Origin of the sequence: Xanthomonas sp. NCPPB 1067 (genome assembly GCF_020783795.1) — a bacterium.
GTDB classification, from domain to species: Bacteria; Pseudomonadota; Gammaproteobacteria; order Xanthomonadales; family Xanthomonadaceae; genus Xanthomonas; species Xanthomonas melonis.
This window is the reverse complement of sequence record NZ_JAJGQG010000030.1, coordinates 22,942-42,427: the sequence shown is the minus strand read 5'-3', so window position 1 is coordinate 42,427 and position 19,486 is coordinate 22,942. Positions and strand designations below refer to the sequence as shown.

Annotated in this window: 14 protein-coding genes and 1 pseudogene; 6 read left to right on the top strand and 9 right to left on the bottom strand. The window is 63.0% G+C overall.

Annotated features, from left to right (window positions below; genetic code table 11):
• Window position 1 precedes the first annotated feature (1 nt).
• Together LL962_RS17845 and LL962_RS17840 are read left to right on the top strand one after the other, a co-directional pair.
• On the top strand, window positions 2–2,404 hold the full coding sequence (locus LL962_RS17845) for an AAA family ATPase (RefSeq protein ID WP_228317877.1): 2,403 nt from the start codon (window positions 2–4) through the stop codon (window positions 2,402–2,404).
• 277 nt (window positions 2,405–2,681) lie between these two features.
• A complete protein-coding gene (locus LL962_RS17840; protein ID WP_228317876.1) occupies window positions 2,682–3,866 on the top strand; it encodes a M35 family metallo-endopeptidase in 1,185 nt (394 codons plus the stop codon).
• Between the two features lie 563 nt (window positions 3,867–4,429).
• Here the strand turns inward: LL962_RS17840 and LL962_RS21065 are convergent.
• The 3 genes from LL962_RS21065 to LL962_RS17825 all read right to left on the bottom strand — a co-directional run bounded on the left by LL962_RS21065 (window position 4,430) and on the right by LL962_RS17825 (window position 7,558).
• Complete coding sequence (locus LL962_RS21065; RefSeq protein ID WP_425509902.1) at window positions 4,430–4,678, bottom strand: hypothetical protein; 249 nt, start codon at window positions 4,676–4,678, stop codon at window positions 4,430–4,432.
• 426 nt (window positions 4,679–5,104) lie between these two features.
• Window positions 5,105–7,036 (bottom strand): M61 family metallopeptidase, encoded by a 1,932-nt coding sequence (locus tag LL962_RS17830; RefSeq protein WP_228317875.1) that lies wholly within the window; start codon window positions 7,034–7,036, stop codon window positions 5,105–5,107.
• A gap of 189 nt (window positions 7,037–7,225) precedes the next feature.
• Entirely contained in the window at window positions 7,226–7,558 is a 333-nt protein-coding gene (locus tag LL962_RS17825) for a hypothetical protein (RefSeq protein WP_228317874.1), read from the bottom strand.
• Between the two features lie 167 nt (window positions 7,559–7,725).
• Here LL962_RS17825 and LL962_RS17820 point away from each other — a divergent pair, with 167 nt between their 5' ends.
• Window positions 7,726–8,250: a hypothetical protein gene (locus tag LL962_RS17820; RefSeq protein ID WP_228317873.1), complete on the top strand. Its 525-nt coding sequence runs from the start codon at window positions 7,726–7,728 to the stop codon at window positions 8,248–8,250.
• A gap of 68 nt (window positions 8,251–8,318) precedes the next feature.
• On the opposite strand, the gene LL962_RS17815 is transcribed toward LL962_RS17820, so the two are convergent.
• The 5 genes and pseudogenes from LL962_RS17815 to LL962_RS17795 all read right to left on the bottom strand — a co-directional run bounded on the left by LL962_RS17815 (window position 8,319) and on the right by LL962_RS17795 (window position 15,378).
• On the bottom strand, window positions 8,319–9,206 hold the full coding sequence (locus LL962_RS17815; protein WP_228317871.1) for a DUF6414 family protein: 888 nt from the start codon (window positions 9,204–9,206) through the stop codon (window positions 8,319–8,321).
• A gap of 62 nt (window positions 9,207–9,268) precedes the next feature.
• Window positions 9,269–10,105: a restriction endonuclease gene (locus tag LL962_RS17810; RefSeq protein WP_228317870.1), complete on the bottom strand. Its 837-nt coding sequence runs from the start codon at window positions 10,103–10,105 to the stop codon at window positions 9,269–9,271.
• 247 nt (window positions 10,106–10,352) lie between these two features.
• A pseudogene (locus LL962_RS17805) lies at window positions 10,353–12,947 on the bottom strand (XVIPCD domain-containing protein).
• Window positions 12,948–12,982: 35 nt separating this feature from the next.
• A complete protein-coding gene (locus LL962_RS17800) occupies window positions 12,983–13,624 on the bottom strand; it encodes a DUF1629 domain-containing protein (protein ID WP_228317869.1) in 642 nt (213 codons plus the stop codon).
• A gap of 362 nt (window positions 13,625–13,986) precedes the next feature.
• A complete protein-coding gene (locus LL962_RS17795) occupies window positions 13,987–15,378 on the bottom strand; it encodes an alpha/beta fold hydrolase (protein WP_228317867.1) in 1,392 nt (463 codons plus the stop codon).
• A 258-nt stretch (window positions 15,379–15,636) separates the two neighbouring features.
• On the opposite strand from LL962_RS17795, the gene LL962_RS17790 reads away from it, so the two are divergent.
• Both LL962_RS17790 and LL962_RS17785 read left to right on the top strand, forming a co-directional pair.
• On the top strand, window positions 15,637–17,679 hold the full coding sequence (locus LL962_RS17790; RefSeq protein WP_228317882.1) for a TonB-dependent receptor: 2,043 nt from the start codon (window positions 15,637–15,639) through the stop codon (window positions 17,677–17,679).
• A gap of 169 nt (window positions 17,680–17,848) precedes the next feature.
• The gene (locus tag LL962_RS17785; protein WP_228317866.1) at window positions 17,849–18,745 is read left to right on the top strand and encodes a pseudouridine synthase; all 897 of its coding nucleotides are present in this window, start codon (window positions 17,849–17,851) and stop codon (window positions 18,743–18,745) included.
• Between the two features lie 24 nt (window positions 18,746–18,769).
• Here LL962_RS17785 and LL962_RS17780 read toward each other — a convergent pair whose 3' ends face one another.
• The gene (locus LL962_RS17780; RefSeq protein WP_228317864.1) at window positions 18,770–19,015 is read right to left on the bottom strand and encodes a helix-turn-helix domain-containing protein; all 246 of its coding nucleotides are present in this window, start codon (window positions 19,013–19,015) and stop codon (window positions 18,770–18,772) included.
• Between the two features lie 110 nt (window positions 19,016–19,125).
• Between LL962_RS17780 and LL962_RS17775 the strand changes: the two genes are divergently transcribed.
• Complete coding sequence (locus LL962_RS17775; protein WP_228317863.1) at window positions 19,126–19,398, top strand: hypothetical protein; 273 nt, start codon at window positions 19,126–19,128, stop codon at window positions 19,396–19,398.
• Window positions 19,399–19,486: the final 88 nt, after the last annotated feature.

The window sequence follows — 19,486 nt, the reverse complement described above, 5'->3', positions numbered from 1 at the left end:
CATGAGTCTGCTCGCCGATCTGCTCGCCAGGAAACACGTGCGCACGCTCGACCATGCGTTCGCGCAGAGCCTGCGCCGGTTGCAGCCGGATACGCCCGATGCCGTGCTGCTGGCCGCCGCGCTGGCCTCGTTGGCGGTCGCCAATGGCCACGCCGGCTTCGATCCGCTGCGCCCACACCTGCTGGTCGATGCCGACCTCGCCTGGCCCGCTGCCGAGGACTGGATCGCGCAATTGCGCGCCTCGCCGTGGATCGCCCAGCCGGGCGACGCATTGGCGCCGTCTGCCACCGACGCGCCGCTCGCCTTCGAACACGGCCTGCTCTATCTGCGCCGGTATCGCGAATACGAAGCGCGCCTGGCCGCCGGTCTCACCCGGATTGCCGCGCAGACCATGCCCGCCGTCGAGAGCGCTGCGCTCGGCGATCTGTTCGCTACGCTGTTCCCCCATGCCGCCACCGGCCAGGACCGCCAGGCCTGGGCCGCCGCACTGGCGCTGCGTCGCGCGCTGCTGCTGGTCACCGGTGGCCCCGGCACCGGCAAGACCACCACCATCGCCCGCCTGCTGCTGCTGCGCATCGCCCACGCGCACGCCGCAGGCCAGCCAATGCCCCGCATCGCCCTGGCCGCCCCCACCGGTCGCGCCGCCGAGCGCATGGCCGACAGCCTGCAGCAGGCGGTGGCACGCGCCATGGACCAGGGCCTGCCACCGCTCAGCGCCTACCCTGTCGCGACCACCGCACCGCACCCCGGCAGCTCCCCTCTCCCGCTTGCGGGAGAGGGTGCCCGCAGGGCGGGTGAGGGCAGTGCTCCCCCGACCGATCCCACGCAGCCGTCCACCACACCGCACCCCGGCAGCGCCCCTCTCCCGCAGGCGGGAGAGGGTGCCCGCAGGGCGGGTGAGGGCAGTGCTCCCCTGGCCGATCCCACGCAGCCGTCCACCGCGCCGCACCCCGGCAGCTCCCCTCTCCCGCTTGCGGGAGAGGGTGCCCGCAGGGCGGGTGAGGGCAGCGCTCCCAACGACCCTTCCTGGAACAGCGCCCTGCCCACCGGCGCCAGCACCCTGCATCGGCTGCTCGGCGTCATCCCCGACTCCCCGCAGTTCCGCCACACCGCCGACAACCCGCTGCCGTTCGAGCTGATCGTGGTCGACGAAGCCTCCATGGTCGACCTGCCGCTGATGTGCAAGCTGGTCGACGCCGTCGCCGACGGCACCCAGCTGATCCTGCTCGGCGACGCCGACCAGCTGCCGTCGGTGGAAGCCGGCGACGTCCTCGCCGCCATCCTGCAGGCCGCCGGCCCCGGCGATGCGCTGCAGCCCGGCGACGCCAGCGCCCTGCAACCGCTGCTCGGCAGCGCCCCGGCCGTCTCCCCGCCGCCCGCCGCCGACACCGGCTGCCTCACCGGCCACCGCGTGCACCTGCTGCGCGGCTACCGCCAGGCAGACGACTTCGCGCTCGCCCCGCTGGCCGACGCCGTCCGCGCCGGCGATGCCGATACCGCGCTCGCCCTGCTGCGCAGCGGCGAACTGCCCGGCGTGCACTTCCACGAACACGGCGAAGACCCGCTGGCACTCGGCAGCGACGCGTTGCTCGCCCACTGGCGTGCGCTGGCCGACGCCAGCGATCCCGCCGACGCCCTGCGCGCCGCCGGCCGCCTGCGCCTGCTCACCGCCGTGCGCGCCGGCCCGCAAGGCGTGCGCGGCCTCAACGCCCGCATCGAACAACTGCTGGCCGAAACCGGCGTCGGCGCCCGCCGCCTCGGCAGCGGCTCGCCCTGGTTTCATGGTCGCCTGCTGCTGATCACCGAAAACAGCTACCGCCATGGCCTGTTCAATGGCGACGTCGGCATCTGTTTGCGAAGCGAAGCGAGTCCTTTCCCGGGGCGCAGCGCAGCGAACCCCAGCTCCGACCAAAGCGATGCAATCACCCTGATGGCGCGCGGCAACCAGGCCCTGCCTTCGAGCCCAAGCCAGGACCGCACCAACGCACACCGCGACACCCCCGCCACCGATAGCCGCGCCCAAGGCCCGCTGGTCGCCTGGTTCGCAGGTGACGGCGACGGCCAGGTGCGCGGTTTCCACCCCGCCGCGCTGCCGGCCCACGAAAGCGCCTTCGCCATGACCGTGCACAAGGCGCAAGGCAGCGAATTCGACAGCGTCTGGCTGCAGCTGCCCACCCGCGACGCCCGCGTGCTCAGCCGCGAACTGCTCTACACCGGCATTACCCGCGCCCGCCGCGCCCTGCACCTGGCCGGCAACGAAGCGGTCATCCGCGCCGCGCTCGCACGGCACGCCTCGCGGATTTCGGGACTGGCGTGGCGATTGGGTGCGCAGCAGCAGGCGGAACCCGTCACGCAAGCAAGAGAACAATCCACTGCCGTGCCAGTGCAGGGGTCGTTGTTCTGATGGACGCGAGCCTGGAAGTCGCATGAGCAACGACGATAGTGAAGCACCCGCATCGGAACTGATTTTGCATCGCAGTGAGATGCACAGGCGCGTATCTAGGCTCAGACAGAAGGCGACTCAATCTGTATGCAGCATTCTGACGTCGGATGTGATCGGTAGAAGCGAAAAGGCATACCGTCTATAACGACTAATTCAAGTGATGATTCGTGGAACCAAAAGAAAATTTTGCGTCCCAGAAAGTTGTATGCCAAGGTTCGGCGTCACTAGGAGGTGAACGATGAAAGCGATATGGGTTTTTGGGATTGTCGCGCTAGCAGTCTGCTCCACCGCCAATGCGGCTGGGAGGCTGGATATCAAACTCCAGAACGTAAAGACAGCGAAAGTGGCTACAGCTGGAGCCTCAGTCACAGTCACAATGTCCAATACCGGTGATCAGTCAATCGAGATACCCGCGTCTTATGTTCCAGAATTAGGTAAAGACGGGGTGTTACAGGCCAATATTTTTAATATTACGCAAGAAGACGGCAGCGCCGTTGACTACCGTGGTATCTATGTGCACAACGTCCGCGGTTCCACGGGCAAGGTTGTTTTGGCGCCGGGACAGTTAACAGTCAAGACGATCGATCTGTCACTGAGTTACGAAATCATGCCTGGGCGGAAATACTCGGTTGCTATACAGCCGTTTGTACGTTATCGAGAACAACCAGAACCAAAAAGTAAAACCAATTCAGCTGATATGAAGTCTCTGAGGGGCGCCACATCCAACACCATCGAGATCACACCTCAAGCAAACAACTCACAATCTTTCTCAAATGCCTTGGATGTGCAAGCAGCACAGGTGTGCGATAACTCGCAGCGAAGTGCGGTGCAGGAAGCGATCCTCAATGCCGGTGATTTGGCTCTGCAAGCTGTTATCTATACGCAGTCGTTGCTTCAATACGACGCCAACGCGATCTTTTTCTTTAATCAGACGCCTCGCTATACCAAATGGTATGGGACGTATGGTGACCCCAACGACATGTCCAGTCCAAACGGAATGATCAACGGGGAAATTGCATGGAGATTGCATGTCAATGCAATACGCCTCGGGAGAATTCAGGGGCAATTGCCCAATGCCCCCATGGTCTCCGCTACCTGCAGCTGTGATAAGCAGGGGAAGGTGGACCCCGCCACGACCATCGCCTGGGTAAATGCGACTGAGCCTTACGTCATCAATGTATGCCCTATATTTTTCACGCTTCCAGCCATCGGTAATGCTCAAAACTCCGATTCCAAGGCAGGAACAATTCTGCATGAAACCTCTCACTTCAATGATGGGTACACGGCAGGGACAAGCGATCTGGGTGATCCAAACAATCCTGTAGAGGATGCGAAGTTCATGGCAGGAGCAGCAAGAGATCTTGCCGCCGATAACGCCTACAACATCGAGTACTACAGCTCTAATTTGGAAGGCGATCAGTAAACCGGGTGGCGTAGTGGAGATCCCACCGCCGACCGCCAACACCCAAGGCCACCTGGTCGCTTCATTCGAAGGTAGAGGTGACTTGCCACGTACGCGGCTTATAGCCTGCCGAACTTTCTCTACACGTGTACCTTCGCCATAACCATACACAAGGCCGAGAAAGTGAATTCGACACAGTTTGACTGCAACTGCCCATCCGCGCCGTGTGCTGTGGCATGAATTGCTCTACCAGCGCCACCGGTGGTGTGCTGTACCTTGCGCGTAGCAAGCGCGTTACGCGGTGTGTTGGCTCGGTACACGGCATGGATCTCGGGGTTGGCATGGCGGTGTGGCAATCGGTTAGGGAGCAGAAGCCTAATCCGCAGCATCCGTTTCTCGGATGAGGATGTTTTGGCGCGAGGTGTCGGGTCTAGCCACCAATGTCGACTACGATGCCTCGGCCAAGGTGTTCGCTGGCAACTGGTTATAGCCAGATGCAGTTATTCGAATCCTCGAATAACTGCCGCCGAATCATGGTCGCAGGCCATGGTGGCACGTTTCAGCTGGGAGAACGCTCCCGCCGGTTATCGGCCGACATCCAGTCGGTCGCGCGCCACGATTTTACGCGCGGGAACAAGTGCATCGCACGCTGGATGATCTGCCAGCACAAGCGGCTGGCGGCTTGAATCGAGAGCCACACCATTGATCGCTACGTGGATCGTGGGCTCTAGCCTGCCGGCCAGGCGCACCATTATATCCGTGCGCTCATGCAGAATCGCCACGATCCGCGACGGAGCCTGCTCGCGCGGCAGGCAGAAGACGTAATGGTGCATGCAATGCGACATCCGCAACGCAGCGTATAGCGCACTCAGGTGCCGCGAGAAGGGCAACGCCCAGTTCCAGTTCAGCGATGTATCGGCGAACCTGCGCCTCAGCCTCTAGTGAAATATCCAAAAGTGCGAGGTCAGGCCTGTGCCTGCCCTCGTCTGCCGTCTGGCAGGCCGGGTGGCCTACCTGCCCCTCTTTTCCTGCTTGGCCGCGCGCTTTTCTTTCAGCGTCTTGGTCGGCTCCTTCTTCTGGTTCTTCTTCTGGTCCATTCCCTTGCTCATGAGACCCTCATCGTTGCTGGAGTGGTGGGCTGGCAGCGCCATGACCCGGCGTGCCTGCGCACTGTACGGCGTGCGCGCACTGGAAGGGCAGGGGGAATCGCCGGGTGGGCGACTGGAGGCACTTCCGGTCTAGCACCGCCTCCCGCCACCTCACCGCGGCGCCAGCAGCCTGGCAAGCGTATCCGGCCGATCGGCCAGCCGCTCCAGCCGTGGGTAGCGTAGCGGACCCGCATATTGGATGTGCACGTCCGCGCGGTGCGCATCCTGCGCGATGCCCAGCACGATGGGGCGGCGAGTGGAGCCGCGTACCGCATCGCGCAATGCGTCCTGGTCGAACGGGGCGCCGTTGACCGTCAACACGCGCGTGCCCGGCCGCAGCCCGGCGGCGAACGCCGGGCCGTTCCACACCACCGTGCGCACCAGGCCGTCTGCACGCACCGCCAGACCGAGCGAATGGCTGAGATCTGAAACGCCGGCTTCTTCCTCGCTGGCACGGAATGCCGCCGTCGGCGTGTCCGTGTAGACCAGCGCCCAACCGTGCTGGGTCAGCCCACGCGTGGTGTCCAGTTCGTCGTGGGCATCGATCCATCCGCGCAGGAAGCCCGCCCAGTCCGCGGGCGCCACCGCATTCAAGGTGGCGCAGATGTCGTCGAACGTATAGGTGCGCGTGGGCGCGTCCGGCGTGGCACCGGCGAAGAAGCGCTGCGCGAAATCGTCGATGCCGCGCTCGCCCCCGCTGCGCGTGCGCAGTTCGGCATCCACCGCCAACCACAGCATCACGCCTTCGGAGTAGTAATCGCGCCGGCGCTGCCAGTCGCGCCAGGCCACCGGCTGGCGCAACATGAAAGCCGGGTAGTGCACGTCGTCGGACAGCGAACGCCAGGCCCGCCCGGGCCGCATCGCAACCTCCGCCGCTTCCAGCGCCAGACGGTCGCGTACTTCATCGGGAGTGAACTGGCCCGCCCGGGTCGCCAGCACCCGCCCCCAGAACTCGGTCTGTCCTTCGTACATCCACAACAGGCTGCCGGAGACTGGCACGTTCGGCGTCGGTGCCCACAGGTCGGCAGGGGTGCGATAGAACCCGTTCCAGGCATGCACGATCTCGTGCGCGATCAGATCGCGGGAAAGGATCTGATCCGGCCACTCCCTGAAGTGCGACGACGCCAGGCCGTTCTCGCTGGAGGTGCGGTGCTCGGTGCCACCAGACGCACCCTCGTCGCTGAGCCGCGCCAGGATCGCGTAGCGCGCAAACGGCGGCGGCCCGAACACCGCGCGTAGCTGCGCGAGCAGCGCCCGCAGCTCGGCCACGCGCGCGGGCGGCACCTGCAGGTCCTCGGGCCGCAGCGCAACGATGTCCAGCGACACCGCCCCGCCCAGCGGCACCTGCGCGGCATGGCGGCCCGCCAGCACCGGCGTGTCCAGCAGCGTTTCCAGCGATGTGGTCTTGAAGTCGTAGTGCGTGCCACGCGCGCGCTCCACATCCAACGCACTGAACGGCCGCAGCCCATTCGGCAGCGTCAACCCGGCCGACACAGGAATGTTCCTGGCATACCAACCGGCCGGGTACAGCAGTAATCGCTGCCAGGGCACCGACACGATGTCGCGCGTCAGCAACTCGCCGCCGGCCACCATCTGGAACCGCACCTCCAGCTGCTGTGTACCGGCCGGCACCTGCACATGGAACGCATGCGGCTCATACGCATCGCGCCGCCACGGCAGGCGCCGGCCCGCCGCGCTGATCTCCAGGCCAGCAAGATCGGTCACGGTGAGGCTCGGCCCATGGCTGGCCGCCTCCCAGCGCGGATAGAGCAGCGTCACCGCGCCGCCTGCGCTCGCGCCCACCGGCACCTGCTGGTGCACGCGGAAGATGCGCCGCGCCACGTCGGTGGCGTCCACGTCCACGCGCATCAGCCCGGCAAATGGGCGGTCCACCGGCGCTGCCACCGCAGGTCTAGGGGCAACGTAGCTCGGGCCGGTGCTGGACTGTGCGAATCCCTGGCCAGCGAACAACGCGAGTACCAATGCCAAGGGCAATGCGCACGTAAAGCAGCAGCGGGTGATGTCTCTGGAATGGATGCGCATCGCAGCCCCTTGAACGAGGCCGTGATCCTATACGCCGGGAACCAGATGCAGCCACATGCGCGGAATGCGCGCTGCTCCAGCTCGCTTCGGCGCATGCACCCGCATTTCACTGCCGCGCAGATGCCTGTCAACCAAGCGCCCGCGCGCGACCGCCAGGGTCAGCACGCAGGCGCTGGGGGCAACGCGGGCTTACTTGGCCGGCACGCGCTGGTACTGCTCGCCGCCGGTATTGAGCTGGCCGTTGCGCTCGTCGATGGCGAAGTTCACCGTCTCGCCATCGTTGGTGACCTGCAGCGCCCCGTCCTTGTACACCGCCGGGTAGCTCTCGGTCTTGGGCTGGCGGCTGAAGAATTTCGGCGTGGTGCTGCGGACCATGAAGGTCTCGCCATTGCGCTCGATATCCATCGTTTCGTCCTGCGACTGCACGTTGACCCAGTGGCCAACGAACTTCTCGCCCTCCACCTTGGCGCAACCGCTCACCAACAATGCCGCGGCCAGCGCGGTACCCATCCACTTCATCATCGTGTGTTCTCCAGTTGAGGCTGCGGCGAGGATGGCGGGTTGGGGATGTAGGGGAGGTCAAGGTCTTCTTTCAAGAGATTCTCGAAGGTGAGCAAGGCTATCACTCTTTGAGAAGTTAAGCTGAGTCGATTAGCTCAGCTTCGTTAACTCACTGCTAATATATAGCCATGCACCCGTTTATTGAATTGGCCACCCGCTGTGTAACGCTGACCAGCGGCTTGTTGGATGAGACTAGAAAACACGTCCTCGCCGAGCTGCAGCAAAGCGGGGCCACCAGCTTGGTGAAAGCGCTTCAGGCATTAGAGCTTCAAAGCGCAATCGTGGCTGTGGGTATGGTGGCCATGTTCGAAGCAGCGCTTCAAGACGCGCTCGACAGCGAAAATGGTTTCCGAGAAGCAGAAAGACTGATCGAGAGTACAGGCAACCCAGAGCTGCGCGCAAGATTTGTAAACGTGCAGCTAGCTGTTAATGTTCTCAAGCATGGACGTGGCCGTAGCCACAACGATCTACTGGCACGGCAGGAAACTTTGCCGTTCAGAGTGCGAGCCGAGGATGAGTTATTTGAGGAGGGTAATGTGTCCGAAATCGGAACACTAGTGCAGGCGGATGACGCATTCCTGCGTCACTGCTCAGAAACGATTGACCTTGTAGCAGCAGTGGTGTGGGAGGCACGACCGGACGCTTGGGTGTAGTGCGAAAGCCTCTTCGCGACGCCGACGCAGGATAGTGATTCGCGCAGCGATATCAGTTTGAAAAACTATTAGGCATAAATAGCAATGGGCAGAACTTGAATAGCGGGGGCTTTAATTTCCCAGCGAATTTCAGGAACCGCAAATCCATGCTCTGTTCCAAGCGCACCAACGAGAGTGCCTAGTTGAACTAACATGTGTTGAGGAAGATTGGAGAGTGCATTGTTCCTGACGAGACTAATCGACTCTTGAGGTTCTGATATATTTCTTATTACCTTACCAAGAACTCTAAACTTTCCATCAACTAAATCAGACATCAGTGGGTCATTCAAAGACGACTTCTCAAGAGTGACGACAGCAGTAATCCCGTTGTTTAATTTGCTAGTAATTAGATCGATTGTGTTGCCAAATTTTAGGCTTTCTGAGAATTTATCCATCTGATCTTTAATCTTTTTACTTTCGTTTGACGCGCATATACGTTTTCCTTTGCTTGTCTGCTTTGGCTCGTCCTCAAAAAGAATTGCTATGTCCATAAGTCTAGACATCCCATCTATGGCCTCAAGTACCGGATTCTTGAGAAGGGATGCTTCGAATTCGATAAAGTCGCCCGCCTTTACTTGCCTGTCGTTATTGAGCGCCAGCACCGCTTCAATCTCCTTAAGCTTGTTCCTCAACTGATATAGGAGTGATGCGGGCGTGTGAACTCTTTCTTCTGATGTTGCCTCAGCTACAGCAGTTGCTGCCGAACTAATTTTCTTTCCAGAAAGATCCACTTTTAGCAAGGTGGCGAGAGTGTCTGTTATGCCAAAAGAAGTTCCAGCTTCTCTTTTGGTATCTTGGGACTTGTTGGTTGTCTGAGACACAGCCGTAACCATGCTAAGTCCACCTTGAAGCATGGCAAGCAAGTCAAAAACAAGTCTTTGATTAAGATAAACTGGAACTAGAAGTTGTTTGTCCATGTATGTCCTATGTTTGCTTTTAAGAAGACCAAAATAGCGCTAAAAGGCGGGGTCAGGTTTGCTCAAGAAGTTCCTCTGCACTTCGGGAACTGGCTGCAGCCCAGGAAGTTCTCGCCGGTGCGCCGGTTTCTTCTCTGCACAAGCGCGCTACCGCAGCGCGGACAGCTTGGGATGGCAACGGCCGCAGAGATAGGGGAGCCAGCTGAAGCAAAAACAGGCTCGATCCGCGCAGATGTCGTCGTCGGCTGCGTTGTGCGTTGCTGCTGCGCCGCTCGGATCATGTCCAACAACTGCTCGCCGCCAATCAGCTCGATCGGCTTGCCTTCGGCGAAGCGCTCGGCATCCTTGGTGTAAGTCCCGATACAAGCGATCTTGACCGCGTGGGCCTGGTGATGGGCGAGCAGGCCGTACATCTCGCGTACGACGCTGACGCCGACCTGCTGCCGATTCCATTGTTTGCATTGCACCAGCGTGCGGTGGCCGTCCTTGCGCAGGATCAGGTCTATCCCGCCATCCGGGCCGCCCAGGCCGGTTTGTTCGACGCTGTAGCCCAGGCGGCGAAAGGCGTCGCCCACCAGCTGTTCGAACTGGCGCCAGCCACCGGCGGCCAGGCTCTCCAGAGTGGTGCGTGTCTTCAGAAAGCGTCGCCGGCGGCGTGCGCCTAGATAGGAGACCAGCGCAGCGAGCCAGCAGATGCCGAGCAGCATCCACGCCAATGGCGCCAACATTCCACTCGATTGCTGGGCAATGCCCTGCGCCAGCAGTCCGCCCTGGTGAGTAAACCACCAGCCGATGCCGTAGCGCACTCCAAGATAAGCAATGATTCCCGCACCAAGGCCAATCGGCCACGGCAACGCGGCCAACGCCTCGAATCCACTCTGCTTCCTTCTGCGTCCCATGCAAGAACCCCCGTTCCAGGCTCAAACATAACCGCGGAAACGCGCATTGTCAGCAGGCGAACGAGTGTGTTGCGATCTGTGTCCCGTCAGACGCGATGGCATGAGCCGGTCCGACGCAATGGATTGGCCCATGTTCCGCTGCCTGGGATGCTTGTCTTGCGAGAAGCGAAGCTGTCTGGTCGACGGCCGCAGATGCGCGGAAAAGCCAGCTACCTTGCAATCGATCCTCGCAACCTGATGAGCATCATCAAGGACCGCGCATCGTCATCCTCGGCCCCTGTTCCTGCTGCTGGCCCTGCTGTTGTGTCTGCTCCAGCGCTTGTTGGCGTGCCTGGCTTTGTTGGAGTTCTTCGGCCTGTTGCAGGTTCTGCTGTGCCGGTTGCTGGCAGGCCTCTCGCCCATCCACATGCGCATGAAACAGCGGTGCTTTGTCCAGTCCGTGAGGGGCATAGACGGCAAAGACGTTTTGGGCGCCATCCTTACCCAGGCCTCCGGTGACTTGGTCCACGCGTTTGAGCAGCGGGTCGTCCACCTGTTGTCTGTAGAGCGCGGCGCTGACATTCCGGCTTTCCTCGTCGTTCCAGTTCCCGGTGCCGCGCACCCAGGAGTGGATCTGCTGGTAGGTACCGTGGTCCGGGTGCGCGGGATTGTCCGCCAGCAATGGGCCCGCTGCCGCATTCTCCCGCGTTGGTGCGGGGTCTGGATCCTCGCTTCGGCCCGGACCGGTCGCCGATACCGCGCCCAATGTCGCCACGTCCGCGATTGCAGGCTGGCCGAGCTCGGACTTGGCTTGGCGCAGTTCCTCCGAGGTGGTCATTGCAACCCGGTGGGCAAAGCCATCGGGTCAGGCCTGGTAGTGGGCAATGGCACTGTCGTAGCTGTATTGCCCCTGCGCGTTCGGCTGCAACTGCTGCATGGTCGGGCCGGCAAGGCCCTCAGTTTGCCTGGTGCGCTGGATGGCCAGCTCCACGGCCTGCAGGTTGTGCTCCTGCGCATTGAGGTCGACACCTGCAGCCCGGTAGCGATGCAGCAGCTCGTTGTGCTCCATCTGCGCCGCTGTAGGCGCTGGCCGCGACTGGATGGCTGCCAGGGTCTCCTGCGCCCGCTCCAGCGAAGGCTGGCGCATCTGGTTGGTGAGCTCCAGCTCGACAGCCAGGTTGCCGGTGGCCATTCCGTCCTTGCCGGCCCACTGCCCGGCCGCGTTTCGCTGGTAGAGCTGGCCATCGTGTCCCTGTACATGATCCTGCCTGGCCCGGGCGCTTTCCACTGCCGCCGGCACGGCCACGCCGAAATCCTGCCCGCGCTGACTTGCATGGTTCTCCAAATACGCCTGGGCGAGCGCCTCGCGGCCGGTCGAGATATTGCTTTCGATCCGCGCCAGCGATTCCTGGTTCAAGCGCTGCGCCTGCACCGGAGTGGCGGCTTGCAACGCGTAAACACCCTGGTCGTTGCCACCCGCGACGCCGGTCTTGACTTGGCGCTCCCAGGACTCGGTGACCGGGTTGCGCTGCCAGTTCTGGTTATCCAGACCTGTCTGGTCGCCAGGCCTGGCCGGGAGGTTGAACGGATCCTGCGGGGGAGGCGCCTTGCCCAGCGCCAACTCGGCGGCCTTGGCATTCGCCATGGCGCCCAACTCTTGCGATTTGGCGTAGCTGGCAGCTACAGGAGCCTGACTTGGAATGGCTTGCCCCTCCGGCCCACGCTCGAACGCGCCTTGGCGCTGCCAATCCCGGCCATTGAACTGCCACTCCACGCCGGCCTTGTCGGTCTGGTTGTAAATGGCACGGTTGTCCAGCAGGTCAGCGCCTTTGTCGAAGGCCTTGCTCATCAAGACGGCATCGCCCACCACCAGAGCCGCGGGCACAAAGCCTCCGCTGCTGCCCAGCGCCGCTGCCGTGGACGCACCGCCGGCCCAACCGCCCGCGTTGCGCGCAATGGCGTGCTGCACCTCCGACTGCGCAGCCGTCGTGTTGCCTTGCTCCATCAGCGCAGACGCCGTACGCGCGGTCATCACTGCATCCGTACCGGTGGTCAAAAGTCCGCCGGCACGGGTCAGGCCGCGTGCGGAGGCCTCGCCCATCAATAGCTGCATCGCGACGTCACCGCGTTGCCCGCGCGGCACACGGAGGTTCTGCGCGGCCCCCTCTCCCAGGGTTTGCTCCACCTTGAGGATCCCCTGCTCTGACAGCACCACGCGCCCGTCGTGATGGGCATTGGCGATGGCTACCGAGAGCCCGCTTCGTTGCAGCGTGGGATTCCCACCACGCGCAATGGCCGTACTGCTGACCTGGATCTGATCAAGCGCCGTCACAATTCGCGACTCGGACGTGGCGACTCCTCCCCAACCGTGATCCACTCCAGCGAAGCTCTTCAAAGCCTCGACCTGCTGCGCGTGGGCTTGCTGATAGCCCTGCGTGTCACGGAAAAAGTTCTGAACCCTGGCACCGGCTTGCGCGGAGGTGAGGCCCACGGGGGTATTTGTGTTCAGGTCGCCATTGATCAGACCGACCTTAATGGTGTCACGCAGTTGCTCTACACGCTGGGCAACGCGATCCAGCGCTTCAGGGTCGCCACGCAGAGCGGCGCGGCCGTCTCGAGTTGCCTGGATTTCATTCAAATTCTTGATCACTCCGTAGTGATAGGCGCCGAGTGGGCCGCCGCTGTGCGGTGTGATGTTCAGGGCATCTGCGAAATGAGGATCGGACGGCAAGAACAGTCGGTTCTCCGGCGCGTGGATGTCGAACCGGCCCGCCTGTTGCAGCTTCGCCAGCAACTCGCTGTTCTTGAGCGTTTGCTGTTCGATGTTGTGGTGATCTTGAAAAAGCGTCCGGTAGTTCGGCATGACTCGGGCTCCTTCCTGTTGGCGTGCGGCTCGCGTCAACGGTTCACTACGTCGTAGAACCAAAGGCCGTCCGATTGGCCTTCGGTGCCAATCCCCGCCGCCTCAACGGCGTCCTTGAATACCCGGTCGCAAAAGACACCGTCATGGAAAGGAAGCCTGAAGACATGCGCCTCTCCAAGCACGTCACGTTTGAAAGCCAGACGACTGCCGCCGGCCAGGCTGTAATACTTGCCGTCCTCATAGTCATCGCTGATCTTGATATCGAGGTCGGAAGTTTCTTCGTCCAAGGCATCGAGCGTGCGAACGACATCGCAAAGGAAGACAGCTGGCCCCTTGGAGCCATCTGCCAAGCGATAGTCGACGTCAGCGAAAACGAAGGCATGTGTGTCCACGGATTCCATCACTTGGCGAAGCCGTTTGGACACCAACCAGTAGCCACTGAAGCCTCCCTCAAGATCCTGCGGAAGATCTCCTTCGCTTGGGATGTAGACCAAACGCGGAGTTTCACGCAATGCAGGAAACCCACCTTCATCCGGCTTCAAGATGAGACGCGGGGGTGACAGCAGGGCCTGTTCATTCTCGAAGATCACCCCGTGGCCTCGTCCCCCACGCCGGGCGTCAGGCAACAGCTCGAAAAACTCCCATTTCCGGGGTTGATTGGTCATCTTGTTCTCCATGTGCTGCATCCCGTTCGTAGGCTCATGTCCAACGATGGCTATGAACGGAACTCAAGGTCGTCGTCGGCAACTTGGGTAGACAACGTGAGTAAGAGCCGGATCCTTCCACCGTCCCTCTGCATTGCCCGGGGCCTGCCAAAAAGCAATGGGAGGACTCATGGCCAAATCTACCAGACTCAGCTAAAGAAGATTGACAGCCCTCTACGCCAGCGAGTTACTGCAGGAGTGTCTCCCCAATTCATGGTCCGGTATGAATGCACTGCGCGGAGATGCGTCGCTGCATGCAGTAGAGGCGATGGTGGCAGTTGCTGAGCGTTTCCAGCGCAGCGACGCCTCAAGGCCATCTGAGGCATCGCCAATCTCTATTCCCACGGCTCACGACAATCCACAGCAACCTTCCGATGCTTCACAAAGTCGGCAACCACATCCGCAAAACACTCCGGCGCCGCAAACGCCAGCAGATGTGCACCACGCTCGACGGTACTGAAGGTCACCGGGCCCGCGGCTTTCAGCAACGCGGCGTGCGCCTGCGCGCCTGCGTATGGGGTGTTGGGATCCAGCGTGCCGTGGATGATCAGGGTGCGCGGCAGGGTGGTGGGGCTGCGGCCGAACCAGGCGTCGCGTGGGTAGGTGGGCAGGCTGGTGTCTACCAGCAGGCCGGGGATGGGGCTGACGAACAACGCATCCTTGGCTTCGGCTGCCACCGTGTCGCGGGTGAGGGTTGGGCGCGCATTGTTTTCGGAGGCGGCGATCAGCATCACCAGCGGCAAGGCGGGCTGGTTGTCGCCGCCTTGGCCCATCGAGGTGAGCGCGCTCTGTAGATCGGCGATGGTGGTGGTGAGTGAGGTGGCATCGTCGCGGGCCAGGTCGTCGATGATGGCGGGAATGCGATCGCGCAGGGTGGGGAAGTTGAGCAAGGTGCCGAGAAAGCGCTTGAGGTCCTTGCCGGGCACTTGCGCGCGCCATGTGGCGCTGTCGCTGCGATCGAGCACGCGGCGATAGGTGGCAGTGTGCGCGTCGTCCAGCAGCGCACGCCCGACGGCATCGACCACGGCGGTGCGGTGGCTCAGGTCCCACTGCGTGGCGGTCTCCGGCGGCACCAGTCCATCCAGCACCAGTCCATCCAACGGCACGGGCGCCACCTGCAGGGTGCGCAGCGCCAGCTGCGTGCCATAGGACACGCCGTACAGCAGCACCTCGCCCTTGCGTCGCTGTTGGCGGATCAGCAGGGCAAGATCCTGCGCGGCTTCGGTGATCGTAAAGGCACTGGTGCGCTGCGCGTCTGCGTAGAGTGCGCCGATGCACGGGCCCCATTCGGTGCCGGCCAGGCCCACGCCATCGGGGCTGGCCGGCGCTTCCTGCACGGGGCACAGGCGTGCCGAGCGACCGGTGCCGCGATGGTCCGGAATGACCAGGTCGTAGCCGGGAAAGGCGCGCCGGTAGGTGTCGATCATCGGATACAGCGAGGCACCGGCTTCGCCCGGTCCGCCTGCGATCAGCCACACCTCGCCGCGTCGCTTGCGCTGGTCCACTGCCGGCAAGCGGCGAACGAACAGCGCGATGCTGCCGGCGTCGGGGGCTTCGTGCCGCAGCGGCACCTGGGTGAGCAGGCATTGGCTTCCGGCCAACGGGGTGCGTGCCGCCGCGTCGGCACATGCGGCGAAGGATGGCGCCGGTGTCTGCGCCGCAGCACCGCACGGTGCAAGCACAGCGGCAAGGCAAACCACCGCAGCGTAGATCGTCGAACGAGGCATCGAGTTCCGTCTCTGAGCAAAGAGCCACAGCATTGCCCGACGCGGCGCTGTTGGTATCGCCCGAAAGTCACTCTCCGTCGATGAGGAGCGTCTGCCTGTGTGCAGAGCGGGTCACAGCCAGATGCGGGCAGGGCACCGACCCGCGGTGTCGGTGCGGTCGCGTCGCGCTGCCACACTGTGTCAGCGCTGCAATAATGTTATATTATTTCACACCCCTGCCCGTAGACCATTGCTGCCGTGATCCGTTCGCCCCTGTCGTTGACCCATGTGTTGGCAGCTTCCCTGGCTACCATCCTGTTTCCCCTGGAATCCCGCGCGCAGTCGTCGGATTCGGCGCTGACGCTGGGCAAGGTGGATGTGCACCATCATGCCGACGGCCAGCTGGCGTCCCATCAGGTGCTCACCTCGGTGGACGTGCTGGGTGCCGATGAGATCGAAGACAAGAACGTCTCGCAGAGCTGGGAGCTGCTGGGCCAGATGCCCGGCATCCAGCTCACCGAGACCCGGCAGGGCAACGAATCGGGCAAGGTCACCTTCCGGGCCTTCAATGGCGAGGGCTACATCAACGCCATCAAGACCTTGATCGACGGCATCCCCAGCAACGTCAACAGCGGCAACCAGCGCTTCATCGACATGCTGTTTCCGCTGGACATCAGCTACATCGAAGTGGTGCGCGGTACCAACGATCCGCGCTACGGGCTGCACAACATCGGCGGCAACGTCAATTTCGGCACGCGCCAGGGCGGCAACTACACCGACGCCCGCCTGTCGTATGGCAGCTTCAACACCCGCGATGCGCAACTGGTGGCAGGGCGCGAGCGCGACGGGTTCGCGCAGAACTATTTCGTGGGAGTGCAGGCCTCCGATGGCTACCGCGGGCATGACAGCTCCGACAAGTACTCGCTGGGCGGCAAGTGGTATTTCGGCAATCTGGAAGACGGCATGCGCATCGGCCTGACCGCACGCGCGTACCACAGCGAGGCCGACGAGCCAGGCTTCCTGACCGCCGACGAGTTGCGCTTGGCCCGCCGCCCGTCGGCGCGCTACAACTTGAACGACGGCGGCGACCGCGACATGCGTCAGGTGGGCATTCACCTCGATATGAATCTCAGCGACGCGGTGTTCTTCGGCACCAAGCTGTACTACAACAGCTACGAAGACGACCGCCGGGTGAGCTTCAGCGACCTGCCAACCGGCAATGCGCCACGCCAGCGCCGCATCTGGGACGAGGCGCAGATCGGCATGCTCAACACGCTGACCTGGCGTGCCGACGATCGGCTGACCCTGGAGGCAGGGCTGAACTACGAGCACCAGGACAACCGCTACCAGCGCTTTCGCTTCAACTACAGCGAACCGACCAACTTCAACGCGCCCCCGGCGCGGGTCCAGAACGACGACCGGCATACGTTCGACAACTGGGGCGCGTACGTGCAGGCCATCTACCAGCCGATCGAGGCGTTGAAGATCGTGCCGGCCTACCGCGTGGATCGCTTCGATGGCGACACCACGCTGCCGGGCGGTGTACGCGCGCCGCTGCAGCGCTACGGCACGATCGAGCAGCCCAAGCTCAGCGTGGTGTACGCCTTCACCGAGCGCACCAATGTCTACGCCAACTGGGGCCGCACGTTCCAGGTACTCACCGGCTCCACGCCGCCCGCCTATCTGACCCCCGGGCAGGTCGCGATCGCGCCGTCCACCAACACCGGCATGGAACTGGGCATGAAGTTCAGCCCGCTGCCGCGCAGTCAGGCGCGCCTGGCGGTCTGGCAACAGGACGCCACCAACGAGATCTCCAACATGCCTGCCACCGGTACCAATGTGGTGCTGGGCAAGACCCGTCGCCGTGGCGTGGATGCGCAGATCAACGCGCAGCTGGGCGATGCGTGGACGGTGTGGGCCTCGCATGCCTACCAGGAAGCGAAGATCGCCCGCGACAGCCGCGATGCCACCGTTTCCATCGAAGGCAACGAGGTGATCGCCACGCCGCGCCGGATCAGCAACATCGGTGTCGACTACCAGGCAACCGCCGCGCTCAAACTGGGGCTGCAGGGCCGCGCGCAGAGCGACTACTACCTGGAAGAGCGCAACGTGGCCGGCAAGTTCGGCAGCATGGCCACGCTCGATCTCACTGCGCGTTATCAGGTCACTCCGGCGTGGAGCCTGGACCTGCAGGTGCGCAATGTCACCGGGCGCCTGTACGAGTACGTCTGGTACGACAGCTTCTTCCAGGAGCGGCCACAGCCCATGTTCTCGCCCGGCGCTGGCCGGCAGGTGTTCATCGGCGTGAGCATGAAGCTGTAAGGTCGGCTGGCTGCGGCCGATGCTGCGGCCGGGGATGGTGAGCGCGGGCCAGGCGGCCTGCGCGCGCAGATATCGCCGCGCGTGGGCCGGCTCCTGGCGCACCGTCGCGGTGAGCGTCGCTGCAGCGGGGTACGATTCGGGCTTGTGTGCTTGCGTTGGTTTCCGCGTCATGTCTGCTGCCCGCCCGGTCCGCGATGGTCTCCCTGCCAGTCGTTTCCAGCTGCCGCCCGGCCCGTGGGCCACGGTGCTGGAGGCCCTGTGTGCGTGCTTTCCAAACGTGGATGCGGCCACGTGGCGCGCGCGCTTTGCGCGTGGCCGCGTGCTGGATGCGCAGCAGCAGCGGCTGGAGGTCCATGCGCCCTACCGGCTTGGTGCGGAGCTGTACTACTTCCGCGAAGTGGAAGACGAGCCGGCGATCGCTGCGACCGAAACCGTGGTACACGCCGATGCGCAGGTGGTGGTGGCCTGCAAGCCGCACTTCCTTCCCGTGGTTCCCGCAGGCGCCTACGTGCGCCAGACGCTGCTGGCACGGTTGATCCACCGCTTCGACAACCCGTCGCTGGTGCCGCTGCACCGTATTGATCGCGACACTGCCGGGTTGGTGCTGTTCTCGGCCAACCCGGCGACGCGCGGCATCTACCAGGCGCTGTTTCGCGAGCGGCGGATCCGCAAGCACTATCTGGCGGTGGCGCCGCCGCTGCCGGGTCTGCGCTTCCCGTACGTGCATCGCAGCCGGCTGGTCCCCGGCGAGCCGTTCTTCCGCATGCGCGAAGGCACAGGCGAGGCCAATAGCGAAACGCTGATCGATGTGGTGGCGCGCAGCCAGACCACCTGGACGTACCGGCTGGAGCCGATCACCGGCCGCAAGCACCAACTGCGCGTGCACATGGCCGCGCTGGGCGCGCCGATCCTGCATGACCGCTTCTATCCGGATCTGGACGACCAGCGGCCCGACGACCCGCAACGCCCGCTGCAGCTGTTCGCGCATGCGTTGGCGTTCGATGACCCCGTTACCGGCAAGGCCCAGCGCTTCACGGCGACAGTTGGACCGAACATTCGGAACTGAAACGGACTGTGATCCCTTTGCGGGTTACTTGAGCGCTTTCTCGAACTGAGTGACAAACTTGGTAAGAGAGATTCCGCAGGCATTGCAGAAGGCCCGCAGCTGGAGCAGATCCATCCGGCGACTACCTCGCTCGACGTCGCTTACGTACGACTGTGGACGTTTGAGTGCTGTGCTCAAAGCAGCTTGCGTTAGCCCAGCGGACAGCCGAACTTCGCGCAGTTGCTGCAGCAGGAGGTCGTAATGGTCTTTGTGGATCGACTTGATTGGCATGGCGGCAACGGTGATTGACCGCAACAAAGCTATATCTACTTTCCAAATATCTGAAAAAGGGATAAATTCTGGCGGCGGGAATGGCTCCGCTTAGGTCGAGGATGGGCGGCATGGCCACTTCTAAAAGCCGCAAGAAAGCTGTGTCAGCAGCCGAAATGGTGTCCCAGACGGACCAATTCGCCTTCGGCGTCACCATCGAACAGATCGACCAGTTCCACGCGCTGTTGCGCACCATCGCCGCGCAGAGCGACATGGTGGCGGTCTGCGGGCGAACGGCGCTGGATGCCGCGAGCGTGCCGGTATTGGGCGAGGGAATCTTCACCGCCGCGCGGGCGCTCCGCCGCATCGTCGATGAGATCCACGAACAGCGCTTGAGTCGTTAGCGGCAGGCCTGCTGCACGCCAGGCAGTCGGATCGCAAGGTGGCGATGCGCCGCGCGTGGTTGCGTATGGGCGTACTGGCAGCAGGCCG